The 25,009-nt window shown below is 62.0% G+C and carries 26 protein-coding genes, 1 tRNA gene and 1 other RNA gene; 13 read left to right on the top strand and 15 right to left on the bottom strand.

The annotated features are described in order from the left end of the window. Nucleotides 1-33 precede the first annotated feature (33 nt). Complete coding sequence (locus C476_RS02680) at nucleotides 34-2,490, top strand: cell division protein ZapB (RefSeq protein ID WP_008009578.1); 2,457 nt, start codon at nucleotides 34-36, stop codon at nucleotides 2,488-2,490. Nucleotides 2,491-2,682: 192 nt separating this feature from the next. Here the strand turns inward: C476_RS02680 and C476_RS02675 are convergent, their stop codons facing one another. After that, nucleotides 2,683-2,988 carry a hypothetical protein gene (locus C476_RS02675; RefSeq protein WP_008009576.1) on the bottom strand — a complete coding sequence of 102 codons (306 nt, stop codon included), beginning with the start codon at nucleotides 2,986-2,988 and terminating at the stop codon, nucleotides 2,683-2,685. A 306-nt stretch (nucleotides 2,989-3,294) separates the two neighbouring features. Here C476_RS02675 and C476_RS02670 point away from each other — a divergent pair, with 306 nt between their 5' ends. The 3 genes from C476_RS02670 (at nucleotide 3,295) to C476_RS02660 (ending at nucleotide 5,537) form a co-directional block, all read left to right on the top strand. Next, a complete protein-coding gene (locus tag C476_RS02670; RefSeq protein WP_008009575.1) occupies nucleotides 3,295-4,659 on the top strand; it encodes an adenylosuccinate synthase in 1,365 nt (454 codons plus the stop codon). An 80-nt stretch (nucleotides 4,660-4,739) separates the two neighbouring features. Further along, on the top strand, nucleotides 4,740-4,934 hold the full coding sequence (locus C476_RS02665) for a methytransferase partner Trm112 (RefSeq protein ID WP_008009572.1): 195 nt from the start codon (nucleotides 4,740-4,742) through the stop codon (nucleotides 4,932-4,934). Nucleotides 4,935-4,946: 12 nt separating this feature from the next. Further along, on the top strand, nucleotides 4,947-5,537 hold the full coding sequence (locus C476_RS02660) for a DUF7524 family protein (protein ID WP_008009571.1): 591 nt from the start codon (nucleotides 4,947-4,949) through the stop codon (nucleotides 5,535-5,537). 50 nt (nucleotides 5,538-5,587) lie between these two features. On the opposite strand, the gene C476_RS02655 is transcribed toward C476_RS02660, so the two are convergent. After that, nucleotides 5,588-6,712 (bottom strand): DR2241 family protein, encoded by a 1,125-nt coding sequence (locus C476_RS02655; protein ID WP_008009569.1) that lies wholly within the window; start codon nucleotides 6,710-6,712, stop codon nucleotides 5,588-5,590. A gap of 3 nt (nucleotides 6,713-6,715) precedes the next feature. After that, nucleotides 6,716-7,621 (bottom strand): CbiX/SirB N-terminal domain-containing protein, encoded by a 906-nt coding sequence (locus tag C476_RS02650; protein WP_008009567.1) that lies wholly within the window; start codon nucleotides 7,619-7,621, stop codon nucleotides 6,716-6,718. A gap of 132 nt (nucleotides 7,622-7,753) precedes the next feature. On the opposite strand from C476_RS02650, the gene C476_RS02645 reads away from it, so the two are divergent. Together C476_RS02645 and C476_RS02640 are read left to right on the top strand one after the other, a co-directional pair. Beyond that, nucleotides 7,754-8,512 (top strand): DUF2797 domain-containing protein, encoded by a 759-nt coding sequence (locus C476_RS02645; protein WP_008009565.1) that lies wholly within the window; start codon nucleotides 7,754-7,756, stop codon nucleotides 8,510-8,512. A gap of 170 nt (nucleotides 8,513-8,682) precedes the next feature. Then, on the top strand, nucleotides 8,683-9,039 hold the full coding sequence (locus C476_RS02640) for a hypothetical protein (RefSeq protein ID WP_049911566.1): 357 nt from the start codon (nucleotides 8,683-8,685) through the stop codon (nucleotides 9,037-9,039). Nucleotides 9,040-9,192: 153 nt separating this feature from the next. Here C476_RS02640 and C476_RS02635 read toward each other — a convergent pair whose 3' ends face one another. From C476_RS02635 to C476_RS02625, 3 genes are all read right to left on the bottom strand, one after another. Then, a complete protein-coding gene (locus C476_RS02635; RefSeq protein ID WP_008009562.1) occupies nucleotides 9,193-10,971 on the bottom strand; it encodes an ABC transporter substrate-binding protein in 1,779 nt (592 codons plus the stop codon). A gap of 123 nt (nucleotides 10,972-11,094) precedes the next feature. Further along, nucleotides 11,095-11,946: a phosphatase PAP2 family protein gene (locus tag C476_RS02630; protein WP_008009560.1), complete on the bottom strand. Its 852-nt coding sequence runs from the start codon at nucleotides 11,944-11,946 to the stop codon at nucleotides 11,095-11,097. 5 nt (nucleotides 11,947-11,951) lie between these two features. Continuing rightward, nucleotides 11,952-13,781, bottom strand: coding sequence for an ABC transporter substrate-binding protein (locus C476_RS02625; RefSeq protein WP_049911549.1), 1,830 nt, complete (start codon nucleotides 13,779-13,781; stop codon nucleotides 11,952-11,954). A gap of 211 nt (nucleotides 13,782-13,992) precedes the next feature. Here C476_RS02625 and C476_RS02620 point away from each other — a divergent pair, with 211 nt between their 5' ends. From C476_RS02620 to C476_RS02605, 3 genes are all read left to right on the top strand, one after another. Further along, nucleotides 13,993-14,268, top strand: coding sequence for a ribonuclease P protein component 4 (locus tag C476_RS02620; RefSeq protein ID WP_008009557.1), 276 nt, complete (start codon nucleotides 13,993-13,995; stop codon nucleotides 14,266-14,268). Nucleotides 14,269-14,546: 278 nt separating this feature from the next. Continuing rightward, complete coding sequence (locus C476_RS02610) at nucleotides 14,547-14,795, top strand: YhbY family RNA-binding protein (protein WP_008009553.1); 249 nt, start codon at nucleotides 14,547-14,549, stop codon at nucleotides 14,793-14,795. After that, complete coding sequence (locus C476_RS02605; protein ID WP_049911548.1) at nucleotides 14,792-15,718, top strand: mechanosensitive ion channel family protein; 927 nt, start codon at nucleotides 14,792-14,794, stop codon at nucleotides 15,716-15,718. Before C476_RS02610 ends, C476_RS02605 begins: the two co-directional genes overlap by 4 nt. A 348-nt stretch (nucleotides 15,719-16,066) precedes the next feature. Here the strand turns inward: C476_RS02605 and ffs are convergent. Further along, nucleotides 16,067-16,379, bottom strand: an RNA gene (ffs, locus tag C476_RS17685) — signal recognition particle sRNA. Nucleotides 16,380-16,585: 206 nt separating this feature from the next. Between ffs and C476_RS02600 the strand changes: the two genes are divergently transcribed. Continuing rightward, nucleotides 16,586-16,924: a DUF5798 family protein gene (locus C476_RS02600; protein WP_008009549.1), complete on the top strand. Its 339-nt coding sequence runs from the start codon at nucleotides 16,586-16,588 to the stop codon at nucleotides 16,922-16,924. A gap of 175 nt (nucleotides 16,925-17,099) precedes the next feature. Here C476_RS02600 and C476_RS02595 read toward each other — a convergent pair whose 3' ends face one another. The 5 genes from C476_RS02595 to C476_RS02575 form a co-directional block, all read right to left on the bottom strand. Continuing rightward, the gene (locus tag C476_RS02595; RefSeq protein WP_008009547.1) at nucleotides 17,100-17,510 is read right to left on the bottom strand and encodes a CoA-binding protein; all 411 of its coding nucleotides are present in this window, start codon (nucleotides 17,508-17,510) and stop codon (nucleotides 17,100-17,102) included. A gap of 86 nt (nucleotides 17,511-17,596) precedes the next feature. After that, nucleotides 17,597-18,652: a M20/M25/M40 family metallo-hydrolase gene (locus C476_RS02590; protein WP_008009545.1), complete on the bottom strand. Its 1,056-nt coding sequence runs from the start codon at nucleotides 18,650-18,652 to the stop codon at nucleotides 17,597-17,599. Nucleotides 18,653-18,831: 179 nt separating this feature from the next. Beyond that, entirely contained in the window at nucleotides 18,832-19,464 is a 633-nt protein-coding gene (locus tag C476_RS02585) for an RAD55 family ATPase (protein WP_008009543.1), read from the bottom strand. 173 nt (nucleotides 19,465-19,637) lie between these two features. Beyond that, nucleotides 19,638-20,498: a geranylgeranylglycerol-phosphate geranylgeranyltransferase gene (locus C476_RS02580; RefSeq protein WP_008009541.1), complete on the bottom strand. Its 861-nt coding sequence runs from the start codon at nucleotides 20,496-20,498 to the stop codon at nucleotides 19,638-19,640. Between the two features lie 138 nt (nucleotides 20,499-20,636). Next, nucleotides 20,637-20,819, bottom strand: a complete 183-nt coding sequence (locus tag C476_RS02575; protein WP_008009540.1) for a DUF7511 domain-containing protein — start codon at nucleotides 20,817-20,819, stop codon at nucleotides 20,637-20,639. A gap of 148 nt (nucleotides 20,820-20,967) precedes the next feature. Between C476_RS02575 and C476_RS02570 the strand changes: the two genes are divergently transcribed. From C476_RS02570 to C476_RS02560, 3 genes are all read left to right on the top strand, one after another. After that, nucleotides 20,968-21,042, top strand: a tRNA-Arg gene (locus C476_RS02570). Between the two features lie 526 nt (nucleotides 21,043-21,568). After that, a complete protein-coding gene (locus C476_RS18265; RefSeq protein WP_152418168.1) occupies nucleotides 21,569-22,525 on the top strand; it encodes a hypothetical protein in 957 nt (318 codons plus the stop codon). Between the two features lie 27 nt (nucleotides 22,526-22,552). Then, nucleotides 22,553-22,762 (top strand): DUF7386 family protein, encoded by a 210-nt coding sequence (locus C476_RS02560; RefSeq protein ID WP_008009537.1) that lies wholly within the window; start codon nucleotides 22,553-22,555, stop codon nucleotides 22,760-22,762. Between the two features lie 9 nt (nucleotides 22,763-22,771). Here the strand turns inward: C476_RS02560 and C476_RS02555 are convergent, their stop codons facing one another. From C476_RS02555 to surE, 3 genes are all read right to left on the bottom strand, one after another. Continuing rightward, a complete protein-coding gene (locus C476_RS02555) occupies nucleotides 22,772-23,242 on the bottom strand; it encodes a hypothetical protein (protein ID WP_008009535.1) in 471 nt (156 codons plus the stop codon). Nucleotides 23,243-23,508: 266 nt separating this feature from the next. Continuing rightward, nucleotides 23,509-23,904, bottom strand: coding sequence for a helix-turn-helix transcriptional regulator (locus C476_RS02550; RefSeq protein WP_008009533.1), 396 nt, complete (start codon nucleotides 23,902-23,904; stop codon nucleotides 23,509-23,511). A 205-nt stretch (nucleotides 23,905-24,109) separates the two neighbouring features. After that, on the bottom strand, nucleotides 24,110-24,907 hold the full coding sequence (gene surE, locus C476_RS02545; protein ID WP_008009531.1) for a 5'/3'-nucleotidase SurE: 798 nt from the start codon (nucleotides 24,905-24,907) through the stop codon (nucleotides 24,110-24,112). Between the last annotated feature and the right edge of the window lie 102 nt (nucleotides 24,908-25,009).

Here is a 25,009-nt window from a genome sequence, read left to right as displayed (position 1 = left end):
AACGTATTTGGTGCGGTTCCCGCTTGTTGACGTATGGATCCGCGCACGCAAGAGCGCGTCGAGGAGTGGGACTCCCGCCCGTTTAACGGGGGGTTCGACGGTCTCTCCGATCTCGCCCACGCTGATTTCTCCGGTGCTGTATCGGCGGCTGGCACGTGGCTTTGTATGCTCAACGGCCGCGTTGTCGGCGTCATCGATGGCGATATCGACGACTTCGAAACCGCCTCGGGCACGTGTTATGAGGCACCCGATCCGTCGTTGCCCCTGCTCTGTACGATGGAAGAACAGGGCGGCGAGACACGGGCGAAGTACTATACGAACGAGACGCCGCTTCGAGAAGTCGACGAGACACTCCAGAGCGGATCGTTTACCGGGTACATCGAACTGAGCGAGAACGTTCTCAGCGGTGACTACTACGCTGTCTACTACGGCGGTCGTCGGATGGCCGCAGCGTACATCGGGAACGCCGAACGGCTGCTCACCGGCGAGGAAGCGTTCGAACGCGCGGCCGACGAGGTCGGCATCTACGAAGTCACCGATGTCGAAATCGACGTCATCGACGTTCCGGGGACGGCCGACTCGTCGTCGGAGACGGACTCAGCGACCGAGTCTACGACCCCTGACGCCACGACCGATACCGGCACTTCCGACGCGCCGACCGATGGCGCGTCGGAGTCCGACCCCATGGGATCGTCGTCGCTCGAGCCGATCGACATCTCGAGTACCGAGACCGTTGACGCTGCCCACGCGGCTGGGACGGAGTCGACCGAAGACGTCGGCGACGACGAGTCGCCGCTGTCGTCGGAAACGGATCTCACGGACGATCCGACGGGCATCACGGCGACCGATAACAGCGAGGTCGAACCTGAGCCACCGTCGGCCGGGATTACCGAATCACCGTCCGTCGGTGACGCCGAACCGGCGTCCGCATCCGAGACGGCCGCTGTCGATGACTCGCCGCAGACCGCGACACACGACGCCGAGACTGAGGCTGACCCGGTTGCCGCCGAGTCGGAGTCAGAAGAATTAGCGTCGGCCGACGAGGCGTCGACAGTGGACGACGTCGACGTCGCGACGGACCCTGAGCTTGCAGAAATCGAAGCGGCCGCGGAGGAACTCGATCGCAACGACATCTCCTGGGTTGACGACGATGCCGAGTCAGCGCCTGACTCGGCCAGCGACGGCCCTAACACGGAGTCCGAGACGACGGCCGCGGACGACGGACTCGAAGAGGAGTTCGAACGCGAAGCGGAGTGGCGCGAGACGCGGCGTATTCCCTCGATCGATCCCGACAACAGCGATTCGGACACTGACTCGAGCTCGAGCACGGGTGGCCGCGAACTGCGCATGGACCAACCGTCGACGGCGTCCGATACGAACACGGACGCCTCCGCGTCCGCTGTCCAGTCACCGACTCAGTCGTCGGACCAGGCCGCGGCGTCGGCCAGCACGTCCAGCTCCCGGACGGACCGATCACGCACACAGGCTGACAGCCAACCACAGGGTGCTGCCGCCGCGACCGATGCACACAGTGACCGAGTTGCGACGCTGACCGAGAAAGTCGAGACACTGCAGGAACAACGTGACTCACTTGCAACGAAGGCCGAGGAACTCGAGGCCGAACGCGATCGGCTGCGCGCGGAAAACGACGACCTTTCTGCGACGGTCGATCGGCTGCAGTCCCGGATCGACGACCTCGAGACGGAACTCGAACACGCTCAAACGCAAGACACCGGTAGCGCGTCGGCCGCCGTCAGCGCCGGGACACAGCTATCGCCCCAGCAGGCGCTTTCGCAGACGAACCTCTTCGTCAGATACGCCTCGAAAAGCCGGCCGACCCTCGAGACGGCCCACGACGGCGACGCCGACCGGAGCGAAGTCGCCTCGAACCTGCGACTGGAACATCACACCGGCTTCGACTCGAACGACGCAGCCGTCGACGGACAACCGTACGACGACTTTCTCGAGACGACGATGGAGTATCGGTTCGTCGACTGGCTCACCGAGATGCTCCTGTATGAGATCCGCGATACCGGGAACGCCGACGGACTGGGCGACCTCTACGATGCGATCCCGCGAATCGACCGGGCCGAACTCGGCGCGACCATCTCGCTTGCCGACGACGACACCGACGACGTCCCCGAGGAGTTGACGTTCGATATCGTCGCGTTCGACAAGATGGGCAATCCGTTACTGCTCGTCACGCTCAACGACTCGCGCGAGCCCGCGACGAAAGACTTACTCGCGGAACTCGAGGAGGCAGCCTCCGCCGTCAAGGCGAACTATCCGGATCTGGCGGCCGCGATCGCCGTCACCTCGAGTTACTTCGAGCCCGGTGCGCTCGAGGTTGCCGAACAGGCGACGAGCAGTGGCTTCCTCAGCCGTAGCTCGAAGCTGAGTTACGTCAACCTCTCGCGGAAATCCGGCTACCACCTCTGTCTCGTCGAGTCGCGCTCGGAAGGCTTCCACATGAACGTGCCGGAGCTGTAGTCCGTCGCGCTCGATCCCGTCCCCGTCGGTTCGTTCTGTGTCGTTTTCGAGTGCAGTCTCGTCAGTGACTGACAGATAGCACGGCCGACGGCTCGAGTCTGGCTGAAATACGGCTGCAAAAAGTGTACGCTGTCCGTGTCGTACCGGCGTCGATCGCGGGGACGGGCGACGACGTCCGACGTGGACGAGAGACTAGCCTTCGATCTCTGCGACGTCTTCGATCTTCATGCCGTCGAGTTTGTCGACGATGTCGTCGAGCTTGTCGTCGAGTTCGTCGACGAACTCGGCGGTGCGCTCGGTCTTGATCGCACCCTGGCTCGAGGGCTCGATGAGGTTCTCTTCCTCGAGAACGCGAAGCGAGTAGCGAACCTTGTGGTGTGGGTAGCCCGTCTCGTTCGACATCTTGACGATCCCGATCGGCTCGTTCTCGATGACCATCTTCAGGACCTGCAGATGTCGTTCCAACATATCGACTTCCTTCTCAAGTCGGTCTATCATGGCATTTGTTAACTTGTCTTTGGGCCTTTTAAAAGTTACTCTCGAGCGCTGAAACGACCATGCCCAACCTGCCAATCGCTCCTGTCAGTAGTTAACGCTTCCGATGTGGCCAGTTTCCTGTCGCTGGACGTGTCTCTCCCAGCGAGTTATACGACTGGCACGAGCGGTCCGGGGTTCGGTCGTCCGCATGCTGGTTAGACACCGTGAGAGGAGCGTCGATCGATCAGTGGTCAACGTTGTGGAGTTCGGTGTCGGCACCCGTATACCGTAATCTGTTTATCGGCCCGGCAAGAACCCGTCGCTGTTATGACCGTCACTATCGTCGGGTCGCAACTCGGCGACGAAGGCAAGGGTGGCGTCGTCGACCTCTACGGCGACGCTGCCGATGTCGTTGCCCGCTATCAGGGCGGCGACAACGCTGGCCATACCGTCGTTCACGACGGAAAGAAGTACAAACTGTCGCTCGTGCCGTCAGGAGCCGTCCGAGGAAAGGTCGGCGTCCTCGGTAACGGCTGTGTCGTCAACCCCGAGACGCTGTTCGACGAGATCGACACGCTCCGCGACCGCGGCCTCGAGCCGGACGTCCGTGTCGCCGAGCGCGCACACGTCATCCTCCCCTATCACCGCGCGCTCGACGGCATCGAAGAGGAAGAAAAGGACGATCTCGCCGCCGGCACGACCAAACGCGGCATCGGCCCGACCTACGAGGACAAGGCCGGCCGCCGCGGCGTCCGTATCGGCGACCTGCTTGATCCCGACGTGCTCCGCGAGCGCCTCGAGTACGTCGTTCCCCAGAAGAAGGCCCTCGCCGAGGAGGTCTTCGAGAAGGAGACCGGCGAGGAGTTCGACATCGACCATCTCTACGAGACCTACCGCGAGTACGGCGAACGCCTCGCTGAGGAGGACATGACCGTCGACTGCGGGGACTTCCTGCAGGAACGGATCGACGCCGGCGACAACGTCATGCTCGAGGGGGCACAGGGAACGTCACTCGACATCGACCACGGCGTCTACCCCTACGTCACCTCCTCGAACCCGAGTTCTGGTGGCGCAAGCGTCGGCACCGGCCTCGGTCCGACCGTCATCGGACAGGGTGACGTCATCGGGATCGTCAAAGCCTATCTCTCGCGGGTCGGTACAGGCCCGCTCCCGACCGAACTCGGCGGCGTCGAAGATCAGACACCCGACTACGACGCAAGCGAGGGTGCTGGTGAAGACGAAGAGGAACTCGCGACCCGGATCCGCGACGAGGGTGGCGAGTATGGGACCGTCACCGGCCGCCCGCGCCGTGTCGGGTGGCTCGACATGCCCATGCTGCGGCATGCGACCCGCGCGAACGGCTTTACAGGCCTCGCGATCAACCACATCGACGTCCTGGCCGGTCTCGACGAGGTGAAAGTCGGCCACAGCTACGAGTTCGACGGCGAGGAAATCTTCACGATGCCCCCCACGACCGAAGCCTGGGGCCGCTGTGAAGCGACGTTCAAATCCTTCGACGGCTGGCCAGAGGTCGACTGGGCCGACGTCGCCGCCGAGGGCTACGAGGCGATCCCCGAGAACGCACGGACCTACCTCGAGTACATCAGCGACGAACTCGACACGCCGATCTACGCGGTCGGCGTCGGTCCCGGCCGCGAGGAGACCGTCGTCGTCGAGAACCCCTACGAGTAGTCATCGCACTCACACGGTCGCGTGTGATGCGGTCGGGACGTTCCCGAAACCTTTTGCTGGAGGCGACGAGCCTACGTAGTATGAAGGAGTCGTTGCTGGACATTCTCTGCTGTCCGCTCGATAAACACGATCTGGAACTCGAGAACGCCGAGTACGACGGCGACGAAGTCGTCGGCGGCGAACTCGTCTGTACGGAGTGTGGCGAGGCCTACCCGATCGAAGACGGGATCCCGAACCTGCTGCCGCCGGACATGCGCGACGAAACGCCGGCCTGACGGACACAAACCGTGTCACCAACCGAGGTCACCGTCCACGTCAACCGCGGGTCCGCAGACGCGCTCGAGCCAGCCAGCACCGCGCTCGAGACCGACGGCTCGTTTCGGCTCTCGCTTGCAGGACACGAGTCGCCTGCCCACGTCCATTGTCGTCTCCACGGTGATCTCGAGCGGATCGCATCGCTCGACGGCACGAACTACTACGTCGAGCCAGACAGCGTCACGGCCGTTCCGATCGCCGTCGACGCCGACGCGATCGAGCAGCCAGTCGACGGTCGGCTCGAGGTCCTGACGGGCTATGGCTCCGAATCGGTCACGATCGACGTCACCGTCGTCCCGGGGCCGCCGGACGTCGACATCGACGAATCGCTCGCGGAACCCGTCCGCTCGGAACCCGAGCCGACGCCGCTCGAGCGCGCGATCGACCAGGTGACCGCCGTCAGCGGACTCGGTTCGGGAACGCTTGCGGTACTGGCGCTTGGCGTGGTCGCACTCGGGATCGGAGCGGTAACTGCGGCGTCGATCGGCGGTCCGGTCGCGACGGCCGGTCTGGCGATCGTCGTCGCCGGGGTCGTCGTGGCGCTGTTTCTGTTACTGCAGTAGAATCGGACGCTGGCGTTCGAACTGTCCGGTTCGAGTGCGACTCAGGAGACCTATTCGTCGACCTGCGTCGCCTCGAGTCCGTCCTCGCCGACTCGCTTCGCCCGGAGGTATCGCGCCCGATAGCGGTTCGCACCGTCGTAGACGTCCGCCTCGCGGATCTCATCAGTACGACCCTCTGCGACCGCGTCGATCAACTCCGCGAGCTGGTTGAGTTCGCTGGTCGTGAGCTCGAGTTCGTAGGTATGTTCCTCCTCGGACTCGAGGATGGCCCACTTGCGAGCGGCGGCGATTACGAGCGAACAGGGTTCCCGGCAGGGGAACGGGCCGTCGCCGCCGTCGACGTCCACGTCGTCGTCTTCGTCGTATTCCCATTTCCGACGACGCAGACACTGCGAGTCGACACAGCAGGCCTCGGCCATCCAGTCGACGGCCTCGCGCGGAAGTTCGTCGATCACGTCGTAGATGCCGGTCTGGCGCTCGGCGGTCTCAGTCCAGTGATCGACGTCCAGATTACCACGCAGTTCGCGGTGCCAGTTGGCGATCGTCGCGGGGTAGAGAAAACCGACAGTCTCGACGAGTTCCGCACCCGAGAGCCCGGTAAACGCCCAGCCCGAAACGAGCGTTGGTGCGGTCTTCAGCGGCCGGTAGCGGCCGTCTTCATCGTAAGTCGCGATCTCGCGAGCGTCACGCGGGTCGTCGTAGACCTCGAGGTCGGCCAGATCGCTGTCGGCATCGTCGACGTGCCAGAGATCGTAGACGCGCTCGCCGTCGGGGTCGTCGACGTCGACGAAACGGGCCGTGATCGACAGTTGACCCCACTGCCGGTCGATGCCGTCGCGAAGCGCGTCGTACCGTGCTGGTACCGCGAGGCCATCGGTCGTGGTCGTCTGTTCGTCGGCGTCCGGAATGGGTGCGTGCTCGCACCACCGGAGGAACGCACGCCGGGCGGTTCCCTCGCCACCGACAGTCTCCTGCCAGTAGCGCCAGTTGGTCACGTACTCCTCGCAGGCCTCGAGGGCCTCCCGAAGGGCGGCCTCGTCGAGGTCGTGCCACTCGTTGTCCGGGGTCTCGAGGACGTAGTTGCCGTCTTCCTCGTCGATACGGAGGCCGTCGAACGCGACGCCGGCCGATGCGCGATCGGTCAGTGTCTCGAGGTCGTCCGTCGCTATCGTCACGCGTCAGTCCCCCGCACCCGTTCCCGCGCTCGGTTCGTGGTCGGCGTCGGCGACCGAGCCGGCGATGTCGCGGACCGTCTCGCGGGCGTCGCCGATGTCCGCACCAGCATCAGCCGCACGCTCGAGGACGACGTCGGCCATGAGGTCCTCGGTGCCGACGGCTCCGGTGTACCAGATCCGGTGGCCGTCGACCTCACCTGGCACGTCCCACCCCAGCCGGTAGTCCTCGGTCAGTCCCATGTCTTCGGGGATGTCCTCTTGGGTGTGGTAGCCGTCGGCGATAAACAGTGGGACGACGACGATGTCGTCGCTCTCGAAGAAGTCCGTGACGTCGTCGACTTCCGGTTCCTCGTCCATGAACAGCGCCTTGACCTCGTCGAAGCGCTCGCGCTCGCGGATGCGCTCGCTGTGGTACTCGATGGCCTTCGCGGAGTTCTCGTTGCGTTCGGTCCCGTGGCCGACGACGGCCAGCCCGACGCCCTCGCCGACGTCTGGATCGCCAGTAGCGGTCTCGGCCCGCTGGACGATCACGTCCGTCATCGCGTCGTGGGTCCCGACCGGCCCACAGTAATGGATGGTCTTGCCGACGTCGTCGGCCTCGAGCGTAGCCTGTGAGGCGCTGGTCCCATCGGAGTCCCACTTCTCGGGGTCCCAGTCATCCAGCCGCAGTTCCCGCGGGATTACCTCTTCGGTGAAATAGCCCTCGCTGATAAAGAGGGGAACGACGAACACCTCGTCTGCCTCGAGCGTGCGGATCACCTCGCGGAAGTGGGGTTCTTCCTTCCAGAACGCCTCGCGGACCTCGTCGAACGCGCCCGTCTCGCGGATCGTATCCGCGTGGGCGTAGGTCGGATCCGAGGCGTCCGGATTCAGATGCGATCCGTGTGCCGCGATGACCAGCGCTTGCATGGACGGCGCTTAGGATAGTACCGGTATAGGGTCTTCGCTGCCGGCCCTCGTCGCCGGGTCCGACGGCCTGACACGCGTCACTCGAGTCCGGAGAGCGGTACGGCTATTTGTGCCCGGTGACAACTCGCGTGCGTGCAACTGGTGGGCTACGAACCGAGTGGACGGGGCTCGGCGCTGCTGATCAGCGACGGCAGCGGCGAGATCGATCACCGCTCGCTCGCTGCTGGCGACGACCTCGCATATACGCTCGGCGAGCGACACTGCGCCGGGACGATCGACGAAACCGGCACCCACGTCGCCTGCGACCGGCCGTCTGCGCCTTACTGTGAGTATCACACGAGCACGTGGGTCTGTGCCCGCTGTACCGGAACCTGTCTGAAAGACGAGATGGACTGTTACGACGACCACGCCGTCTACATTGCCGCGTTCGCCCCCGAGACGTTCAAGGTCGGCGTCACCAAGCTGTGGCGCCTCGAGACCCGACTGCGCGAACAGGGGGCCGATCGCGCGGCCCACGTCCACACCGTTTCCAACGGCCGTATCGCCCGCGAGCTCGAGGCCGGAATCGCCCAGCGGCTGGTCGACCGCGTCCGAACCGGTCCCAAAGTGGCTGCACTCGCCGCCGACATCGACGAGGACGCCTGGGAGGCCGTTCTCACCGAGTTCGACGTCATCGAGCGATTCGACTTCGACTACGGGCTCGACCTCGAGACGCGACCGGTCCGCGAGACGCTTGCGTCGGGAACCATCGTGGGCGTTAAAGGGCGGCTGTTAGTCCTCGTCAACGGTGGGACGACCTATGCCGTAGATCTGCGCGATCTCGTGGGATACGACCTCGAGGCGGGCCGGTCGGATCGAAACCTCCAGTCCTCGCTTGGCTCGTTCGGGTAGACAACCGACTGAGACGGGCTGCTCGTTTGTCGTAACTCCTCCCGTGCTCGCAGGTCGATTCTGCTCCGCTGAGCGATTCGTCACTGGACTCGAGGATCATCACTGCTGTAGGGGGCGTGACGATCCGAGACATGGCAATCCTTTTCCCCGACGCAGGAGAATCCGATGGTATGACAGACGAACCCGATTCCGACGGCGACGCAGGCGACGACAGCGAGGAGAAATCGTTCCGCGAGCGGGTCGAAGAGATTCGCGAAAAGCGCGCCGAAGAGGGCGAAGGCGAGGGCGAGGCCCCTGAAAGCCCGTTCGGCGGCGGTGGCGGTCCCGGCGGCATGGGCGGCGGCAACCCCTTTGCCCAGATGATGGGTGGCATGATGGGCGGCGGCCCCGGCGCTGGCCCCGGTGGTCGCGGCGGACAAGACGAGAGCAACGAGGAACTCGTCCGCGAAGTCCGACAGCTGCGTGACGAAATGCGCGATCAGACCCGCGCGCTCAAGCGCATCGCCGACGCGCTCGAAGAACAGTAACGGACCCGTTTCATCGCATCCCGTTTTCGCCGGTCAGCCGTTCCGCTGAGCGATGTCCGTCTTGTGTGGGAGGCGACGCGAGCGTGCGTCCAGAACCGTTTCCGTGCTCCTGTCTCGAGCGTGATCGAGGTGCGATCGCGTTGTCTGGCAGTCTTATTGTCTGACACGGAGCCGGTCCCGATCGTCGTACCGAAAGCCGGCATCTTCGAACGCCGCTCGTGCTGCATCGACGTCGACCTCACCGCTCGCTCCCAGAAATGGCGTTTCGGGGTCCTGGCCGTCCCACGCGAGGCTGTCGGGGACCCACTCCTCGGTGACCGGCGTCGCAATCGGTCGTGCGTGCCCATAAAAGACGTTCTCGACCAGCCACTCCTTGTCGATCAACCGTGCGATGACCCGCCTGAACCGAGGATTACCAAACGGTGCCTTCCGCGTGTTGAACCCAAGGAAGTAATACGTCCATGACGGCGACTCGAGCAACTGCTGCCCGTCTTTTTCCGCGACGCTTCCGACGTGATTCGTATCGATAGCTGCGCTCGTGACATCGGCAGTGTCGTTTTCGACCGCCTGAATCGCCGTTTCCGAGTTCGGTGAGATATCGATCGAAAACGCAGCAACCATCGGGGCCGGCCGCTCGACGCCGGAGCGGAGCGTAAAGTGATCGTCGAACCGCTCGAGTGTGAGTTGGTCGCCTTCAGTCCGGTTCACGAACTGATAGGGACCGCTCCCGACCGGCGGCATATTGTTCGTGGCGACCGCCGTCGGGGTGCCCTGAGCGAGGGCACCGCTACCCAGTCCCACCGCACTGTCAGACTGATCGCGCCAGATGTGGGCGGGCAGTATCGGGACGAGGAGGGCGCGTTCGCCGACCGCCTGCCCCGCATCGACCGTGAGCTCGAGGCGATCGCGATCCCGAACGTCGATCGCCTCGACGGCGTCGATCCGGCCGCGAAAGCGAGGTGCAGGAGCGACTCGGTCGTCATCGTCGTCGGACATGTCCGCGAGAAACTGGTACGTAAACTCGACATCGGCGGCGGTCACCGGCTCGCCATCGTGAAACGTACAGCCGTTCCGAAGGTGAACGTCAAGCGTCGCCCCGCGCCACTCCCACGACGCCGCGAGCCACGGCTGGATCTCTCCAGTCGCGTCGTCGGCCGCCAGCGAGTCGTAGAGTAACTGGGTAATCGTTCCGCGACCGCGATAGTCAGCGGCGAGCGGGTTGAGGTTTTTCGTCGGTCGACTATCCGTGTGGACGGCGCGCAGGGTCTCGACGTCCGCTGTGGGCTCGAGCCCGAGATAGCCGTGCCGGGTCGCGAGATGACCGTCAGCCCAGCCGGTAAACCGATCCGTGTTGACGACGCGGTGTTCCTCGGGAACGCAAATGGGAACGAACGGCTGTTCGGTCGCGATCGCCTCGAGTGCGTTCGTGACGGCGTCACGTCGTTCCGCCCCGTCGGCGTGGCGTTGCTTCTCGAGGAGGTCATCGACAGCCAGGTTCGCGTAGCCAAAGGGGTTCTGCCAGCCCGATTCGTCGATATACAGCGAGTGCAACGCTTCATAGAGGAAGTCGGGATCGGTCCCGCCCGGATGATGGCCGATACAGATGTCGAAGTCGTGATCGTACAACACCGCTCGGTTGAACTCGATCCCGGAGCGGACGTCGAACGAGACGTCGACCCCAGCCGTCGTGAGGGCCTGCTCGAGCTCGTTTGCGATCCGGATGCTTTCTCTGTCGCTGTCGGCAGGGAGGGTGGTGATCGTCAGCGAGAGCTGTCTGATGTTGCGCTGCGTAAAGAGATCGCGGAGTCGGCCGACACAGCCGCTTACCGAGGCCGTCAGGCCGGCCGTCGTTGCCAGCGCGGCTCGACGGCTGAGACGCGTGCCGTCAGCGCCAGCACGGTCTGGTTCTTGGGCGGCCTGTCCTCCGTTCATGTTGTTACTCTACCCAAATTCGGCACCACGATATAACAGTATTATGTTCGCGGGGTCGGATGCTGATTGAGACCGAGACGCTTGCCACAAGCCGTACCGATACACTGACCGGGAACGTCGGTGTCACTCCTGGTTCTGGGGCCAGGGTAGCCGATCGGCGAACTGCTCCGAAAGCTCCGCGACTGACCAGCGGTCGACGAGTCGATCAGAGAGGGAGACACAGGCTGCCGCGAGCATCGTGCCTGCAACGACGTCGAGTGCCCAGTGGATTCCGAGATACATCGTCGAGATTGCAACGCTTGCCGCCAGTACGACTGCGATAGGGAACCATTTCGGAAACTCCGACCGCGTCTTCCATGCAAACGTTGCGACAGTCGCTGACAGCGAGGTATGAAGCGATGGAAACACGTTGGTGTTGGTGTTGACCTCGCTCGTGAGATATTGGTACTGTGGATTGGTATTGTACAGCATTCGTTCCATGAGCTCGCCGGGCATCAGGTTCCGGGGACCGTACGCGACTACGAGGATATAGAGGACCAAACCGATCGCGTAATTGAGCGCGTAGGCTGTCAACAGTCGCCGAAAGATCCGGGTATCGGAGAGCGTAAAGTATGCAATAACCGGGAAGATCAGCAGAAACGTGTATCCGTAGACGTAAATCGTCGAGAAATACGCCGTCGTCTCCGGCGTCTGGATCGACTGGAAGATCAGGATGAACTCCCCCTCGAGTTCGTAAAACGCCCCGGAGAGGTGAAACCCGACCTGCCGCGAGAGTTCCGGTGCGGTCTGTCTGGCGACGCGGTTTATCAGTAACACACCGATCAACACGGCAATCACCGGGCCAGCGGTTCTGAGTCGGCTTCGCCACTCCGACCGCGTCCGAGCGAGGCGCTCACGGCCGATGAAAACGATGACCGACACCGGCACCAGGATCGAAATGACGAGAGCGAGCTGCGTCAACACCTCGGCGAGCATCGCTTCTAGTAGCCTCCAAGCAAGCGACCGTTATCATCATATCGGAAGCCGGCAGTCTCGAACGCCGCTTTCGCCGCCGCAACGTTGAGTTCGCCGTTGGACCCGAGAAACGGTGTCACTGGATCCTCGCCGTCCCACGTGAGCCGTTCGGGGACCCATTCGTCCGTCACCGGCGTCGCGGTCGGGGTTGCATAGCCATAAAAGATGTCGTCGACGATCGCTTGCTTAGGGAGCAACTGCGCGACTGCGCGGCGGAAGTGGGTGTTGCTAAAGGGTGCGTTTCGGACGTTGAACCCGATGTGGTAGAAGGTCCGCGATGGGTGGTGTAGCTGCTCGATATCCGATGAGTCTGGGATCGCATCCAGCGTATAGGCGTCGAGCATCGAGGCCGTCACGTCCGCATTGCCATCTGCGATCCGCTTGACTGCTGATGCACTACTAGGGTCGATATCGAAGCGGAGTTCGTCGATGGGCGGGCCGGGCAATTCGACATCGTCTCGGCGCGTGAAGTGATCGTCAAAGCGTGTCAGAACGAGTTGATCCTCTTCGGTCCGACTTTCGAACTGGTAGGGCCCACTGCCGATCGGCGGAACGTGATCGCCCGTCGCGGCGGTCCACCGTCCCTGTGGTGCGGTAAACTCGCCGTCGGCCGCCCGCCGGTCGACCAGCCCACGCCAGAACTGTTTTGGCAGGATCGGCACGGTAAGCGCCCGTTTGGCGACCGGCTGACTCGCGTTCATCGAGAACGTCAGTTCGTACTCGCTGTCGGCGGTGACGCGATCGACCGCGCTGACGTGACTCTGATACCGCGGTGCCGGCGAGGGGGCTGGCGCTCGTCCGAGCGACGTATCCTCGAGGAACCGGTAGGTGAAGGCGACGTCCTCTGCGGTCAGGTGTCTGTCTTCGTCGGATAGCTGTTCGTCTTCGCCGGCTAGTCGTTCGTCAGCATGGAACTGACACCCTTCGCGAAGGGTAACTGTCGCAGTCAGGGTCGGCCCCTGCTCGCCGTCGACTGGTTCGACGTCCGTCCATGTGATGTCATCGGCGAGCCATGGCTGGACCTCGCCCTCGTGGACGGTTGCCAGCGAATCGAAGAGCAGCCGGATTATCGTATCCCGCTCTCGCATCGTCGCCGACAGCGGATTGAGATTACTCGTTGGACGGGAATCCGTTTTGAGCGCGAGTAACTCGTTGACGCCGTCGGTTGGCTCGAGTTCGAGGTAGCCGTGGCGGGTCGTGAGATTAGCCTCGCCCCAGCCCTCGAATCGATCCGTACTGGCGACGCGATACTCGTCGGGCCGACAGATCGGCTCGAAGGGTTTGGACTTTGCCAGTGCCGTCAGGACCGACTGAACGAGCTGTTTCCGTTGCGCTCCCTCGACTCGCCGTTGGTCCTCGAGTAGCGTATCGAAGACCATATTGGTGAACCCGAAGGGGTTCTGCCAGCCGGCTTCGGAGGCGAACGAGGAGTGGAGCATCTCATAGAGGAAATCGGGGTCGTATCCGGCGGGATGATGGCCGACGTAGAGATCGAAATCGTGTTCGATCAGCACCGCTTTCAGTAGCTCCGACGGCGACCGCATATCGATCGAGACATCGATCCCGACTTGCTGGAGGTTCGACTCGAGTTGTCGGGCAATCTGAATGCCCTGCCTGTCTGCGTCTGCTGGTAGCGTGGTAATGGACAGCGACAGCTGTCCGTTGGCGGCCGTCCCGACGACGTTCTGCACGCTATTGACACAGCCGCTTGTGGCAAGTGTCGCTCCCGCTGCACCGGCCGCCAGAAACGAACGGCGACTGACGCCGGTATCAGGGGAAGTGGGGTCCCAATTCATATCGTTGTGTAACACCACCTCTCAGTTGATATATAACAATATTGCGTACTCTAAACCAATACCTGTCACACTAAAGAATCTTTTCAATCAGGAGAACATTATATTCGAGGTGTTTGGTTCGATGATAATAAACTTAGTTCGTGGTACCATTTAACGAGCCTCTCTCATGCTGGAGCGCAACATCAATAGGGACACCGACGAAACGAACGCCATGGACATCGCTGCCGAACGGATCGAGCGACTTCACGAGCTTGCTCGAGCGGCAGCGGCGGAGGGTGAGCCCGACCGGGCTCGCTACTACGTTCGGCTCGCGCGGCGGGTCGCAGAGCGAAACCGGCTCACGCTGCCGCGATCGTTTCGCCGGTTTACGTGCGACGAGTGTGATGCGTATCTTCGACCGGGAGACAACGCTCGCGTCAGACTGCAGGACGGACACGTCGTCATCACCTGTGAATGCGGTGCGCAGGCGAGATATCCCTACGACTAATACTGCCGGACAGAACGACGTGACGATCGGTCGCGCTGCTGCGGCCGTCACCGGTGGAGACGGCCGCGAATCCGCGACCGACTTCGTATNCTGCCGGACAGAACGACGTGACGATCGGTCGCGCTGCTGCGGCCGTCACCGGTGGAGACGGCCGCGAATCCGCGACCGACTTCGTATTGGCTGCTGTCCGACAGTATAACCAGGAGTCGACGTGGCCGATCCAGTTTCCTTGTGCCGTTCGGGAAGATTGAAACCGCTCGGCTCTCTTAGAAGCGGATATGGACACACAGGAACGAAAGCGCCGCGCACATGATCTCGACGTCACTGTCTGGGTCGGGAAAAGCGGCGTCGATGCCGTCGTCGACGAACTCGACGATCAGCTAACCGACAGAGACCTCGTGAAAGTAAAATTCCTGCGGGCAGCCCGCGCCGGCAGCTCGACTGACGAAAAAGCGGCCGACCTCGCCGAACGTGTCAACGCCGAGCTCGTCGATACACGCGGGCACACCGCAGTATTGTATCGATGAGCGGTTCCGTGGTCCCGCTCCAGAACGCTGTCAATCTCGGTCCGATCGGCAACGCCCTCGAGGACGTGGGTCTGACCACAGCACAGGCCAGCATGGCAGAAGGTGCGATTAAATTCGTCGTCGCACTCGCCGTGATTTGGGTCGTCGGCCGACTGCTCCTCGTGCCGTTGGTCGAGCGAGCCCTCGACAGGCGTGACCTCGATGAGCACGCGAAGAACCCGCTGTTGTTGCTCACGCGCTTTGGCCTCGCCTTTCTTGCGCTTTCGGTCGCCTTCGGCTTCGCCGGGTTCGGGAACTTCCTCGTCTCGATGGCTGGCATCGCAGCGGCTGGCGCGCTCGCGATCGGGCTGGCGATGCAGAACGTGATCTCGAACTTCGTCGCCGGCGTTTTCATCTACACGGACAAACCGTTCCGCATCGGCGACTGGATCGAGTGGGACGATGGGACGTATTCGGGCGTCGTCGAGGACATTAGCCTTCGCGTGACCCGCGTGCGCACGTTCGACAACGAACTGTTGACGGTGCCGAACTCGGCGCTTACCGACAACGTTCTCAAAAATCCCGTCGACGCCGACAAGCTCCGGCTGAAGTTCGTCTTCGGAATCGGCTACGACGACGACATCCAGCAGGCGACCGATATCATCGTCGCGGAGGCCGAACGCCACCCCAACATCATGGACGATCCCGCACCCTCCGTTCGACTGACGGAACTCGGCTCGTCCGACGTCGGCCTCCAGTCGCGCTTCTGGATCGCAGACCCGTCTCGAGCCGACTTCGTCCGCATCCGCGGCGAGTACGTCACCGCCGTCAAACAGCGCTTCGACGAGGAGGGCATCGACATCCCCTACCCCGTCCGCACGCTCGAGGGTGGCCTTCACCTCGAGAGCGGCAGCGGCCAAAGCGTCGTGCAGCCGGCCGAATAACGCGGTTCGGTTGCTTCGTTTTCGGAGCAGTACGGGCCTCTCGAGTCTCGAACTCGCCGGCCGGGAGCGCGCCTCGAACGACAGTGAGAGCCGCGGGACCCAACGGAAGAGCACGCTCTTCCGAGCATCGCGGACGCTCCGCGTCCGCTCAACGGCGGAGGGCAGGCCGTTACCGATACAACCGCGAGCGAGGCCGCAGGCCGAGCGAGCGGGCTGACGACTGATGTGAGTGTAACGAGCGGAAGGAGGAATGCTTTTGATCGACCTTTTACCGAGCGACGCGACGGCGTGCGGCAGCAACGCTGCCGTCGCCGTCGCTGAGTGCAGTGTAAAAGGTCGTTGTGTATGAATGCGGAAGGCCGCCCTTGCCCGGCGTTCCGTCCGGGGGAATCTCGGTTGCCTTCTCCACCCCGCGACCCGTCGAGCGACAGGTGTCCGGCGGTCCACTGCTCGCTTCCGCGCCTGATGGGCTGTCGCCGACTAACTGCGATGGGACGTCCCTGCGGACGGCCATCGCAGACCGCTGTCCCCGACGGACGAGGCTTCTATGTTGGCTCCCGAGGCCCCGGCCGGTCTGACCGGACGCCTGCGGTGTTCGGTCCCCGCTAAAGACCATAGCGCGGGTAGTGAGCAGGGCCTAACTGCCCGACCTATCCAGATCAATGTAGGCGATCAGTACTTAAGGGCCTTTCGCCTCGAAAATCGACCGACTGCGGTGGGGCGGTGGGCGGTGAGCCAAGACGTGATCGACCGGACCGACCCGATGGTCCGGTGGGAACAGACGATCGATCGGTCGGCCCTCCGAGCCTCCCCTATCGAAGCGGGAGAGGGAAAAGGCCCATTAGCGCCACGACATATCTATCTGCTATGGGACTCGGCAGCACTGCAAAGAAGATTCAGAGCCTCTCGGATCGGGCCGAGGCGATGTACAAGCAGGTCCAGAAACTCCAGCAGCGAATTACGGGGCTCGAAGAGAAAGCAGAGGAAACTCACGAAACGGTCACACGCATGGACCACCAGCTTACCGAACAGCGCGCGCTCTTGCTCGCGCTCGCAGAAGAACAGGGCATCGACGGCGAGGAAATCCTCGCGGAGGCAGCGATCGACGACGCCGAACTCGAGGCAGATACCGACGCTGATGCTGATTCAGCAACGAACGCGGATGCAACGCCCGATACACCCTCCGGGGATGCGACCGCCGAATAACGCCTCGAGAATGTCTCGCTTGGCTTCGCTGTAGGACGGATGATTCATACGGTCTGCTGTCCCGATGTCCCGGTGGGCCCGCAGTGCGGGCTGCGGTTGCACCGGCACTGACTGACAGTAGTCCGTATCAATCGAGATAGCGCTCGAGCCGTCGTTTCGTAATCGACCGTCCGTCTCAGGCGACGAGCCGGCGGTGCTCGACCTTCAGACATCGATCTTGGACGACGGTTCTACCGTCGGCTTCTGCGCGGGCCGCCGCGTCGTCGTCGCGAATACCTGATTGCATCCAGATGGCGTCCACGTCATCGCGCTCGAGGGCCGCATCGACGATGTCGCTGACCTCCTCACTGGGCCGGAACACGCAGACGACATCGATCGTCTCCGCGACGTCTGCGAGGGTGTCGGCGGCCTCGCGGCCGAAGATCTCGTCTGCGAACGGGTTGACCGGAATGATATCGTAGCCGTGCTCGAGCATGTACTTCGGGACGTTGTGGGCTGCCTTTCCGGGCGTGCTCGAACAGCCAACGACTGCGATCGTCTCGTATCCGAGCACGGCCTCGAGGTCGTCCGTAGAGTCGACTGCCATGCCGCGGTGTAGGGACGCGAGCGGGAAACGTCTCCGGGTCGCGGTGACGGTCACAATAAATGAGTGGCGCTCCTCGCGTGCAGCGATCAGAGGTCGACCGCGAACTCGAACTCGTGGGCTGCGGCCGCGAACGCCCCGAGGAGCGTCGCCGTCGCCTCGAGATCGGCGAGATCGAGGACTTCGACGGGCGTATGCATGTAGCGGTTCGGCACGCCGAGGTTGAGCGACGGAATCCCGCCACGTGAGGTGTAGAAGGCGTCGGCGTCCGTCCCGGTCCGACTCCCTGCGGCCTGTAACTGCACGTCGATGTCGGCGTCGGCTGCGACCTCGCGGACGGCCTCGACGACCCGCGGATGGTTCGCGCTGCCGCGGGTGACGACCGGGCCGTCGCCGAGTTCGATCCCGTTTTTCTCGCCCGAGGGTGTCCCCGGCGCGTCCGTCGCGTGGGTGACGTCCGTCGCGACGACAACGTCGGGCTCGAGATCAAAGCCGACCATTTTCGCACCCTGAAGGCCGACCTCTTCTTGCACCGTCGAGACAGCATAAACCGTCGCGTCGGGATCTGCGTTCGCTGCCCGACGAAGGCCTTCAGCCGCAGCCCACACCCCAATGCGGTTGTCCAGTCCTCGCGCTGTGATACGGTCGTTTTCTAAGTCGTTGATCGTCTGCTCGAACGTGATCGGATCACCACGCTCGACTAGCTCTGCAGCCTCGTCCGCGTCGGCGACGCCGATGTCGATGTGCTGTTCGTCAATGTCATCGATCGATTCATCCTCGCGGTCGCGCATGTGAATCGCCGTTTGGCCGATGACACCCGGCACCGGCCCGTCATCCGTATGAATGCGGACGTGTTGCCCCTTCGAAATCGTCCGATCTGCGCCCCCGATCGCCGTCATTCGAATCGCACCGCTGTCCTCAATATCCCGCACCATAAATCCGATTTCGTCGCTGTGTCCGGCCAGTGCGACGGCCGGCTCGCCACCCTCGAGAACGGCGACGGCGTTTCCGTACGCGTCAGTCCGCACCTCGTCGGCGAATTCCTCGACGTACTCGATCCAGTGACGTTGGCCGGCCGCCTCGAAGCCAGACGGTGTCGCGGTCGTGAGCAACGTCTCGAGGAACGCTCGTCGTGGTTGGTCCATACACGACCTTCGTGGGCCCTGTGTGTGAACATACCGGTCTCTCAGCGCTGGTGGGAAAACTGGGTGGCCGTCTGATACGGACGCCTGTCAGTCAGTGTCGGCGGGACCGCGACCCGCACTGCGGGCCCATCGGGACATCGGGACAGCAGCCCGTCTGAGCCCGTGACGACCGCGCGATCTTACGGCGAGAGCCCAGCCGTCCGAATCGTGGGCTCGTCGCCGTTGGCCGACTCCTCGAGTTCGATGACGGCGTCGAACAGCTGTTTGAGCGTGTTCATGGCCTGATCGTCGTGTGCTGTCGAGTCGATCACGTAGAGACCCAGCGCGTCGGCGCTTTGAATGCGACCCGTGAACACGTGGAGAAATCGAAACACGGTCCGAAGATCGGAGTACATCAAGAGTGTCGAAACGGAGTGGAAAAGCACGCGGTTCTCGGTGTGTCCCCGCGTTTCATAGAAGTCCTGGAGGAACTCGGAGAGTTTGATTCCGATGCCCGTCATATCGACGGGCGACGAGGCATATTTGATCCGCGGATCGTCGTCGATGGTCCTGATACCGCGCTGTTTCGTCACACAATCGACGACGCCGATATCAGGCTCGAGCCCGTCGTCGAGACGGGTGTCGAACCCCTCGAGAACCTTGTCAGCGCTGTCTTTCGTCGTAACGATGATAGACCCATCACCGCGGTTTGCACCACTTGCAAGGATGTCGTAGGCGATTTGTCGTTTGCCCGTCAATGGTGGGCCTGCGACGAGTACGTTCGTCCCCGGATCGAGCTCAACGTCCGGAAGGACATCTGCAAGGTCATACATACGGGATACTCACATCCATCGCCGTGGCGACGAGCTGGGACCACAGCACCCAGTAGCCGGCGTGTTATGTTGAACTATGCGAAGCGGCTTATAGAACTTTTGATTAGAACGTTCACTGATCGATTACGGATCGAAACGGACTCCCAAGTGACTGCTCACACGCTTGCTGTGTCCTATATCGAGACCGAAAGCTCGAGGGCGACGCGCCCGACGATAAACGCCAGTGCGGCGAGAAACATCCCGTATTTGAGATGTGATTGGCCGGCGGTCGGGTTCTCGAAGCTCTCGTAGGCTGCAACCAGCATGATGGCATCAGCAGGTGCGACGACGAGTAGATATGCGACGCCGAACTCCGCGCGCAGATACGGAATCGGACTGGCGACGACGGCCGCCACGAGCAAGCCGGCTGCGATAGCGAGTGCGCGTCGTTCCCCGATCGCGATCGGAAGCGTCTGCAGTCCCTCCTCGCGGTCCCCCTCGATGTCTTCGACGTCCTTGATGATCTCACGGGTCAGCGTCGCGACCGCCGCGAGCACGAAGAGAACGACTGCCGGCCCGACGCCGCTGCCGTCGATCGCTGCAGCCCCAAAGAGAAACGTGCTGCCGACCAGATAGGCGACGAGCGCGTTGCCCACGCCAGGCAGTCCCTTGAAAAACTCAGTGTACGCGACGAGCGCGAGGAGATTGATGGTCGCGATCCCGATCGCCAACCGCGGCAGTGTCAGCGCGAAGGCAACCGCCCCGGCAAAGAGAACGACGCTAAATGCCAGCGCACCGCGTGGACTCACAGCTCCGCGGGGAATCGCCCGCTCGGGCTGGTTGATCCGGTCGATCTCCCGATCGAAGTAGTCGTTGATCGCGTTTCCCGCACCGACTGCAAGCCCCGTCGCCGCGACCGCAGCGACGACCGCCATCGGCTCTTCAGACACGCCGCCAGCGACGAACGATCCAATAAACGTCAACACGCTCGCCGCGATGACGTTTATCGGCCGCGTCAACTCGAGCAACCCACGACCCGTCTCGCCGACTGTCATACGCGAGCATGGTCATGGACACTGGTTAAACGGTGCGATCCACCGTCGTCGACAGCAGTATCGATGCCGACTCTCAGAACAGACCGCTATCCGCTCGACCGCTGAGACCGTGTTTGGATCCCGTCTCGGCGCAGCGTTTTAGCGCCACTCCTCGAGGTCACAGAGCAAGTCGCCCTCGACGGCGAGCCATTTGCTCACTCGTTCGTCGCCAGTTGCGTCCGCGGGAACGGCGGTCCAGACGTCCTCCTCGTCGGCCAGCAACTCGAGTGGCGTGGTGCCGGACTGATCCGCGTCCAGCAGCGGGGCCTCGGTGTCAGTCATGGTCTCTGTTGGTACTGAGGTCTCGTCCCAAAGGCGTCCATCGGTGATTGTCAGCGGATGAAAATCACCGATAATGGGTGTGTCGATCCCTGTCGGGACCGGTGAAAATCGAGTGACTTATACGGATCCGTCGGAAACGAACCGATGAGGGCGCTTAGCTCAGTCTGGACAGAGTACTTGGCTTCGGACCAAGCTGTCACGGGTTCAAATCCTGTAGCGCCCACTCACAAACGGCCCGGTTCTCAACTAATTCTAGTTCCTCGGTAGAGTCGGCTGTACCCTCGCTTTCATCGGATTCTACAGTCTGTCTGAGGGGACCGAAAGCTGATCCCAACAGGGAACGGGTTGCGGCCCCGCCGCATCAGGCGATTCTCTTCGCAAGCGCGGGGTTGTCGGCGTGACGATCGCACCGTGGCCATCGGTCGACCACTCGACGTGCGAGCACATGTGAGCGCTACGGTGACCGGATCACCGGAATTCGCCAGCCGTGTGCTGACTGTACGCGCGCGGTTCACAGCGCGCGGGAGGTGCCATTATGAGGTCTCGAGCGTTCGAAAGCGAGCGGCGATGTGCTCGAGGGCGAGATCGACGGTAACCACCACATCCACAGTCGCCACGCCAATGACGGGCAGCGGAAACTCGATCTCGTCGAACGTATCGACACGTAATTGAAACAGGTTGTCGCGTTGAACACTCCATCCACTGAACAGCTACACAAGACACTTATATTTCTCCTAACACTCGACGGTATGCACCGCCGAACGCTTCTCGCAAGTCTCCCAGCCGGAGTAATATCCATAGTTGCCGGTTGTTCTGACTGGACAACGTCCTATCACTCAGTTTCCCTCGAGCCCGTAAATCACGCCGAAATTACGGACAACACAACGAAAACAGCAGCCGACCTCGTCCCATCTCTGCTCATTGACGATCTTATTGCGACGATCCTTGAGGGAGATGCAGTCGAACTCGAGACCATAACAGAACTCAGAATCCTCACTGACCCTTCATCTCGTGACGAGTCGTTTTATTACCAAGATGAGAGTGCAGTCTATGAGATTTCCAGAGAGAGACTCACGGCGGGAGGAATCACTGGGCCTAAATACAGCGCCTCTCGGGGGGCGAAGCTTCCAGACGACGTGTCGCCAACAGACGAAGACGAGGTACTTCCATTTACGGACCTTCCAGCACACGACCAATGGCGACTTCACGAGACGTTCGAATTTTACGAGGGGAGATTAATCGTCTTTGATAATACGACTACTGTTGGATACCTTGAGCCAGATCGTGAGACGGATTCACGTCTCTTCGATGGTATTCGACAACGGTTCCTCGAGTACAACGGCAAATATATCGAGCTCGCCAAACTGGAGGAGGGAACAGCAGTTGCCGAACGCATTCGTGTCTCAGCAGCGCAGATTGCATCGAATGCGACGGCATTCGCAGAACACCTCCTCGACCAGTACGCCGTTGATGCGACATCACTGAGCGAAGAGACACAGGAACTGCTCAACGAAGTGCAAGAAAACGGCGGTTCAATCTCCGCTTCGGACGAAGATGACGGATTCGAGCAACGCGAAGTCGTTCTTGCGCAACTCCAAGCAGAACGGAGAGAGATGGATATGCCAATTGCAGATGGGACTGAGATGTATATTTCAGACGAGAACGAATACAATCGTTTCCATTGGACATCCCATACAGCTCCGTAACCCGATTTCGTTCGTTACTGTTCGCCGATGTTCAAGCGCGCGAACGCGATCGTGGCTGAAAATGAATACGACGACCCGCCGATGACCGTGGTGATCGACGCCGCGCTCACTCGCCTGATCAAGAGTGGACAGAACATCGACGATGCTCGAGGCGAGTTCGATCCCGAGACGATTCAGGCGATCGCGAATACTTCGGTGATCGGACGTCGATATCGAACATCGATCGAAAGTAAGTAGCGGTAGCGTCTACCTGTTTTCGTATCCCCGAAGCGCGTGTGCAATTGCCGCAAGCGAGCTATCCTTCGAGACAAACTCGAACGTTGAATTAGAGGTATGGAGAGTGAGCATAGCACGCTTGAGAAACAAACCGGTTACCAGCGTAGCTATACCAGCAAACACCGCCATGAAGCCCACGACACCCGAGAATTGAGCAACAGGATCAATGACGATGCCGAGGATGTGAAACAGAGCAGCAAACGCGAAACAGCCAACGGCCCAGTACAGATACCAGTAGGGGTAACTCGGTGCCCGATACTCTATCGAGTCGACACCGTTGAGTGAAATATCGGAGACGACCTTGTTTCGGACGAACACCACTCGATTGGGGGTAACTGCCAGCTCGCCTTTCCGGTGATTGGTCATCGCGTCTTTGTCGTCGTAAGCTTCGACACGCGCTACGACGGACTCCTTTTCCTGCAGATAGTCATCCAACTTCATCTGTGCTGACATCTGTTCCTATCAATCACGCAATTTGACCTTTTCCTTTAGCTATTAGAAAGAGCAACTACTCACTGTACTCGAGCTTGTGCATCGTAATTTGCACACCTCTCGAGATCATCGGTATTTCCGATCACTCAAATCTCGAGTCGATAACACCACTGTGCGGCGGCGCTGGAGGGAGTACCAGTCGCCGGCCGACGGTGACCGTGATGCTGGTCACGAGCACGTAGACGAGCGACCGGAACGAGCCAGAGACAGCGAGCTTACTCGTTGAGATGTGACCGGTATCCTTTGGGTTCGAAGCCGCGGCGACAGACCACGCGCTTGCGACCGACGGTGATAGCGCTGATCTGGTCGTCAGCTTCCATTCGGTCGATGACGTCCTCGAGGTGATCCTGTGACCAGTCAGTTTCGTCTAGAATGGTGGATTGATCGACGCGGCCGCCGCGTTTGACGAGCAGTCTGAGAATTTTGTCTTCGTCCGGGAGGTCGCGTTCGTCGACACCGTACTCGAGTTGTTCGGCATAACTCAACGTCTCGTCGTCGGCTGCTGGACTCGAGTCTGTGTCCGGTGTCGGCCCGGACTCGTCGGCGTCGGACTCGTCGGTCGAACTGCGCCGGAGAGATGAGAGACGGGCCCGGAGTGCATCGAATACCATCTATTGATCACCGTCCATTGGGTCTGTCACAACTTGTACGCCCACCTACCTTGATTTTATGTTTTGTGGATGGCATGGGTAGTGTCCGTCGGAGATGTCGTAGCTATCGTGACGGTGTGGGTATCAAATAGCGACCGCCTTGCGACCCGCAAGTCAGTTATCATTTTCGGCGACCGACTGGTTCATCGACACCGCGAACGGCGACTCACTCGAGTCGAAAGCCGTCGTAGTCGTCGGCGAGCGCGTCGAGGGCCTCGTGGTGGTTGGTCGAGTGGGGTGCGGTCAGCGGCGAGACGCTTACGTTCCCCTCGACGACGGCCCGGCGGTCCGTCCCCGGCGGATCGGGGAGGGCGTCGGGAGTCATCTCGTCCCAGACGCGGTCGTGAAGCGTGACGTGTGCGCCGTCGCGTTCGGCGTCCATCTCGTAGCGTTTCGAGGGCCGGGTGATCTCGAGCGGTGCGGGCTCGCCGTCGGGCAGCGGGACGTTGACGTTGAGATAGGCGGCGTGCTCGAAGACGCCAGCCTCGAGCGCGCGGTCGGCGAGGTAGGTCGTGACGCGGGTCGCTTCGGCGTAGTCCTCTGCCGTCACCTCGACGTCCTCGAATGGGGTGTCGTCGACGGGGACGTACAGCGACGTCGCGATCGCGGGGACGTCGAAGAAGGCGGCCTCGACGGCTGCGCTGATCGTCCCCGAGCGCCCGAGGACGTACTCGCCGAGGTTCGCACCCTTGTTACAGCCCGCGACGACGAGGTCGGGAAACGGGCCGAGTTCCGCGAGGCCGGCGACGACGCAGTCGGCTGGCGTCCCGTGGACGGCGTAGCCGAGTTCGTGGTCGTCGACCTCGACTTCGTGGGAGATCGATCGCCCGCACGCGCTCCGATCGCCGGCGGGCGCGACGACAGTCACGTTGGCGTGTTCGGAGAGGGCGTCGTACAGCGCCCGGATGCCGGTGCTGTCGATCCCGTCGTCGTTAGTCAGCAGAATCTCGAGGTCGTCGCTCATGTCAGTGCCGTCGGGCAGCGGTGCGAAAAGGTCACCGCTTCCGGCACTCGAGTTATACGGACTCTTATACGGCCTGCTGTCAGTCATTTCCGGAGGGACCGC

This window comes from Natrinema limicola JCM 13563, assembly GCF_000337475.1.
GTDB classification, from domain to species: Archaea; Halobacteriota; Halobacteria; order Halobacteriales; family Natrialbaceae; genus Natrinema; species Natrinema limicola.
This window is presented reverse-complemented; position numbering and strand designations above follow the sequence as displayed.